Here is a 1052-nt window from a genome sequence, read left to right as displayed (position 1 = left end):
GCAAAGCGCAGTTGCACTTCATGCAAAAATTGTTCTCGCTCCAGGATTTGGATGCCCTGCTGCTCCAGATCCACTCCGTAGCTTTGCAACTGCTTGTACTGATTCAAAACCCATTGGTTGTAGAACGAATCGGCCAAAACCCGCCAATAGCCGATGATTGTTGCCTCGGCAAAGGGGATGCTAACCAAATAGGTCTCGCTGGTGATCCAGTGCAAATGCTCGGTTAGCTTGTCCCGCTCTTTCTCGTCCAAGTAGGAGGTGCGCGGCACCCAAGCTGCCCCGTACTCGCTTTTCACCTCCGCAGGGAGGGAGATCAAGAGGGTGTCGAAAAATTGGTGGAGGCTGAAAAGGAGAAACTTATTTGGATCCTGCAGGCGGTTGAGGAGCTCTTGTTTTTTCTCTTCTTGGTATTGGGCTACCAGTTGCTGGGCCTCGGCGGCCTGGCTGCGCGCTGCCTCCACATCTTGCCGCAGCTTTTCGATCGCTTCTGCGCTCGGCACCTCGGTAGCAGCAAGCTCCCCCTCTCCGCTGAAATAACTGCCGCCCGGCCCTGGACCACCGAGGCTTGCCAGCGGTTCGTCGCTGTCGTTATCCAGGGTTAAGAGGTGAGAAAGAGCCTGCAAGCGAGCTCGCCGATCGCCAGAGCACAGGGATCCCACCTCCACCGGATCCCGACTTTCCCAACCGTCCAGTCCACCGATGCGATAGAGCGTGTAAAAATACTTGCTGAGCAGAATTGCCAACAGATGCTTGTTTTTGACCTCGTTGTACTCCAGGTAGGCCCGCAGACACAGTTGGAAAGCGATGTTGGGCAGGCTGCGACACACCCTCATAATCTGGGAGTATACTCTTTGCAAGTGGGGCCGAAAGCGGCGCGGGATCGCCTCGGGTCGCAGGCCGCGCAGCAAAAACTCCGGCTGCCGCAGATCTTGAGGGGTAAAGTAAAAGCTTTCTTGCCAAAGCAGCTCGTCCAGGTCGCGGGCAAAAACCGGCTTCAACTGATCGATGATCTGCACAACGACCGCTTCGTTAAAAACCGGTATAATTTCTTC

At 55.3% G+C, this 1052-nt stretch carries 1 pseudogene; it reads right to left on the bottom strand.

Annotation, left to right across the window (positions count from 1 at the left end):
* Positions 1 to 1052, bottom strand: a pseudogene (locus NW863_RS13155) (hypothetical protein); the annotation flags it as partial.

Origin of the sequence: Synechococcus sp. B60.1 (assembly GCF_047462555.1) — a bacterium.
Taxonomy (GTDB): domain Bacteria; phylum Cyanobacteriota; class Cyanobacteriia; order Thermostichales; family Thermostichaceae; genus Thermostichus.
The sequence above is the reverse complement of the archived record's forward strand: the minus strand, read 5'-3'. Positions and strand labels throughout refer to the sequence as shown.